Origin of the sequence: Flavobacterium sp. UBA6195 (assembly GCF_002422095.1) — a bacterium.
Lineage (GTDB): Bacteria > Bacteroidota > Bacteroidia > Flavobacteriales > Flavobacteriaceae > Flavobacterium.
In genome coordinates this window covers 1-4968 of sequence record NZ_DITB01000005.1, presented here as the reverse complement: position 1 = coordinate 4968, position 4968 = coordinate 1, and the positions used below count along the sequence as shown (strand labels likewise).

At 31.8% G+C, this 4968-nt stretch carries 4 protein-coding genes; 2 read left to right on the top strand and 2 right to left on the bottom strand.

The window, feature by feature from the left end; genetic code table 11:
• On the top strand, positions 1-702 hold a 702-nt coding region (locus B4I81_RS00255), incomplete at its 5' end, for a CPBP family intramembrane glutamic endopeptidase (RefSeq protein WP_291106200.1).
• Positions 686-1735, top strand: a complete 1050-nt coding sequence (locus B4I81_RS00250) for an AMP-binding protein (protein WP_291106198.1) — start codon at positions 686-688, stop codon at positions 1733-1735. The genes B4I81_RS00255 and B4I81_RS00250, both read left to right, overlap by 17 nt.
• Before the next feature lie 12 nt (positions 1736-1747).
• Here the strand turns inward: B4I81_RS00250 and B4I81_RS00245 are convergent, their stop codons facing one another.
• Complete coding sequence (locus tag B4I81_RS00245; RefSeq protein WP_291106195.1) at positions 1748-3367, bottom strand: M1 family metallopeptidase; 1620 nt, start codon at positions 3365-3367, stop codon at positions 1748-1750.
• 69 nt (positions 3368-3436) lie between these two features.
• The coding region (locus tag B4I81_RS00240) for an RluA family pseudouridine synthase (protein WP_291106193.1) at positions 3437-4968 on the bottom strand (1532 nt) is incomplete at its 5' end.

Genomic DNA, 4968 nt, shown 5'->3' with positions numbered 1-4968 from the left:
AAATTCATACAAGGTCAATCTTTAACTAGTTTGACAACTTCACGTGAAAAAATTGACTGGAAACGCTTTTTTTTCTCTTTTTTCTTATGGGGAAGCATCACAACTTTGATGATTTTAGCACTTTATTTTACCCAACCTGAGAATTTTGTATGGAATTTTAAAGCGGAAAAGTTTTTTATTTTTCTGGTTTTAGCTATTGTTTTAATCCCGATGCAAACGAGTTTTGAAGAATATCTTTTTAGAGGTCACATGATGCAAGGAATAGGTTTGGCTACAAATAGTAGATTAATTCCCTTAATTGTAACATCGGTGTTATTTGGTTTAATGCATATAGCTAATCCTGAAGTTGATAAAATTGGTTATATAATTATGATTTACTACATAGGAACTGGTTTTTTTCTGGGTATTATAACACTAATGGATGAAGGTTTAGAGTTAGCTCTAGGATTTCATGCAGCTAATAACCTTGTAGGAGCCTTATTATTAACTGCCGATTGGACCGCTTTTCAGACTAATTCTATTTTAAAAGATTTATCTGAACCAACAACGGGTTTTGATGTTTTAACCCCAGTTTTTGTATTATTTCCTATTTTACTTTTTGTTTTTTCTAAAGTATATAAATGGAAGAATTGGAAAGAAAAATTGACAGGAAAACTAACAGTTGATAACAAAGAAATAGAATTTAATGATACCACATTATAAAAGTATACACAACCGCTTTAAAATTAATAATTTTCATTTTGATAAAGAAGCTCTCTATCAATTAGCCTACACTCTAATTAAAGAAGGGGAAGAGCACGAAAAAGATTTAGGTTCGTTTTTATTGGATTGGCTTGATGACAAAGAAACGATTCAATTGACTACATCAGGAACTACAGGTACACCTAAAGTTATTACAATCAAGAAGCAATCAATGGTACATTCGGCTATTGCAACTGGAAATTATTTCAATTTGCATCCTCAAGATAAAGCCTTATTGTGTTTGCCAGCTCGTTATATTGCCGGAAAAATGATGATTGTTCGTTCCATGATGTTAGGTTTGGAATTAGACATTATGGTTCCAACCTCGCATTTAGATGATTTGTTGCCACATAAAATCTATGATTTTGTTGCTATTGTTCCGCTTCAAGCAGAAAATAGTTTAGAAAAATTACATCAATTTAAAAAGATTATCATTGGAGGAGCTAAAGTTTCTGATGATTTAGCAAGTAAGTTAAAAGAAATAAAATCAGATATTTATGAAACTTATGGAATGACTGAAACCATTACTCATATTGCAGCAAAAAAAATAGGGGAGGCGTATTTTAATGTTTTAGAACATGTTTCAATTTCAATTGATGAGAGAAATTGTTTAGTAATTGATGCCCCAAGTATTTCAGAAGAAAAAGTAATAACTAATGACATTGTTGAAATTTTGAATGAGAGACAATTCAAATGGCTTGGTCGTTACGATAATGTTATTAATAGTGGAGGAATTAAATTATTTCCTGAACAAATCGAGGCTAAGTTAGCATCAAAAATTCAAAATAGATTTTTTATTACTAGTCAACCTGACGCTGTTTTAGGTTCAAAAGTAGTTCTAGTTCTTGAAGGTGAAAAAAGTGACATTGATTCGTCTATTTTTAATTCTTTAGAAAAATTTGAAAAACCAAAAGAAATTCTTTTTGTGTCAGAATTTGTAGAAACAGAAACAAAGAAAATTAACCGTATTAAGACTTTAAATTTTTCAAAATAAAAAAAAAGAAGACTAATTGTCTTCTTTAATTTTAACATAAAACTGATTGTCGTAAATTTGGAAACTCTTTTTACTGAGTTTTTTTAGTTTGATTTTCTGTTCTTTTGCTGTTGGAAATAATCTAATTTTTTTCCCTTCAAAACCAATATCAATAGGCATGTTAAAGTCTTCATTTACATTATCCCATGAATAATATAGATAATCGCCTTTGATTTTATAAATAAAAACAGGAACTTGATTGGTATATAAGTATTGTCTAAATGTTGGTGTTAAATCTGTACCTGAAGCCTTGTTAAAGTAATCAATTACAGTATCTGAAGTAATAATTTTCTTCTTGAAAGTTTCGGAATAATCATATAACATTTTCCACCATTTTGCATCATCAGCAATTATATGTCTTAAGGTGTTTAATAATAACGAACCTTTATAATACATATCTCCAGAACCTTCATTGTTCACCCCATATTGACCAATAATTGGTCGATCGTTTCTAACATTTTTAGCTTGCCCGTTAATGTATTTCATTGCATCATCATATCCTTTAATACATTCAATAAAAACAGTTTCAGAATAGGTTGTAAATCCTTCATGAATCCACATATCGGCAATATCCATACTGGTGATACTGTTTCCAAACCATTCGTGACCTGTTTCGTGAATTGTAATGTAATCAAAAAACATCCCAACACCAGTTCCAGATAAATCAAAACCCATGTAACCTTTTTTGTACTTGTTTCCATAAGCAACCGCACTTTGATGTTCCATACCTAAATAAGGGGTTTCCACTAATTTATAGCCATCTTCCCAAAATGGATAACGACCAAATTTCGATTGAAAACATTCCATCATAGGTTTAACTTCTGCAAAATGTTCACGAGCTTTTGTTTCATTTTCTCTTAATACATAATAATCTAAATCCAAATCAGGCATTTTGTCCTGAATGTGAACATAATCAGCAACATTTACGGTTATGGTATAATTGTTAATAGGGTTTTTAACTTCCCAATCCCAACGGGTATAACCATTTTTTAAATCTTCGGAACCTAAAAAGCGTCCGTTGGAAACATTCATTAAACCATTTGGAACGGCTACTTTAATCGAAGCGCCATTATCAGGTTCGTCGGTTTGTGAATCCTTCACGGGATACCATAAGCTAGCCCCTGTTCCTTGTACTGCAACCGCAATAAAATCTTTTCCATTACTATCTTTTTTGAAAACAAATCCACCATCCCAAGGTGCGTTTTTGGCAATTTTTGGATTCCCTGAATAATAAAATTTAAGTTTATGATTCGATTTTAAAACTAATCTTTCAGGAAAATCAATAAAAACAGCATCATTGTCACGAACATATTTCAGTTTTTTAGTATTCCAAACAATCGAATCCACTTTCATATTATCAAATAAATCTATCTGAATTTTTTGAGTTGCAGAAACTACATCAAAAGTGATATCATTAAATCCTTTGATACTTTTTTCTTCTGGATTTATTATAATATTCAAATCATAACGCTTTACATCATAAGATGTTCTTTCTGTGCGTAGACCTCCTTGAAGTGAATCACGACGTGTAAATTGCGCATTGATTTGTTGAATTCCTATAAAAGTAAGTACAATAAAAAAACAGTTTTTCATGAGTGTTATTTTCAATATCTAAATATAAGAGTTTGAATTTAGAAAAATGTTACAAAAAGTGTATAAATATTATAATTCAGCAGCTGTTGTTATGGTAAGTGACTCTTTTGTAATGGGATGCTCAAAAGTTAAACTTTCGGCATGTAAATGCAAACGATTGGCTTTTGAACCGTATAAATCATCGCCAACAATAGGGGTTTTTAAACCTAGTTCATGCGAAGCATGCACTCGTAATTGATGCGTTCTACCCGTAATAGGATAGAAGTACACCAGAGTTTTATTGTCGCGGATTTCAATTTTTTCCCATTTGGTTTGGGCTTTTTTTCCATGTTCAAAACATACCAATTGGCGTGGACGGTCGTCTAAATCTACTCGTAAAGGTAAATCGATAAAACCTTCATTTTCTTGTAAAACACCATCTAATAAAGCAACATAGCGTTTTTTAATCGTTCTTTTGATGAACTGATTTTGCAGTTTTACATACGCTTCTTCGTCTTTTGCAATTAACATCAAACCTGAAGTCGACATATCCAAACGATGCACAATTAAGGGTCCGGTTGCATTTGGATATAATTCTTTTGCTCTTTGATAAACCGAATCTGATATGATTTTTCCCGGAACCGATAAAAATTCAGCAGGTTTATTAATCACAGCTAATACGTCATCTTCATAAACAATTTCAATGTTTTTCCCTTCTGCTGGATTTTCTTGAAAGGGATTAGATTCCATATCCAAACCTGTTAACATGTGCGATAACAAAATAGGTTCGCACTTACTTTTACAAGCGGGATAAAATTGTTTGTGCTTGCGAATTTCCGATTTTGGCGATTGTCCCCACCAAAATTCCGCCATAGCGATAGGTTTTAAATGATGTTCGAAAGCATAATGTAATAATTTTGGAGCAGCACATTCTCCAGCACCAGCAGGCGGATTATTATTGAAGATTTCACCAATGCTTTTGCGTTCGCCAAATTGGTTTAAAAACGAATATTCAGCAAAGAGTTTCTGTTGTAATGCTCCCGATTTTACTCGGCGCCCTTCTTTCAATTGGTTGATTTCATCTAAAAGCAAATTGACTTCTTTTTGTGCATTTTCGATTTGAAAATTCCAATATTTCGTCATTTTTTTGAGTAAAATGCTTTCTTTTTTACTTTCTTCAGAAAGTTCTTGTTCTAATTGTTCAATTTCAGAAGAAGATAAAATAGCAAATGAATTACGCTTTTCATCGCGTTCAATTTTTAAGCGTTTGATTTTATCTTTCTGATTTTGAATGTCAGTAACTGCTTCTTTTTTGGTGTTTTCTAATTTTCTTTTTGCATTTAAAAGTTCGTCTGAATTTTCTAAAATTTCAATTTGACGATTGATGGCGTTCAATACTTCTTCTTCTTTTCTAAAAAAACCATCTTCTTGCATCATATCAAAAATGGTTGGCACGAAATAGGGAAGATGATTCACACCCGCCAATTTTCCTGAAAACGCCCATAAATACCCTAATTCTCCATCTTGATTTTGACAAACCAAAACCCCAAACATTTTCCCGATGACCAAACCTTCTTGTTTTTCATTTAATCCGAAATTATGTTCAAAATCGTTTTGTGTTT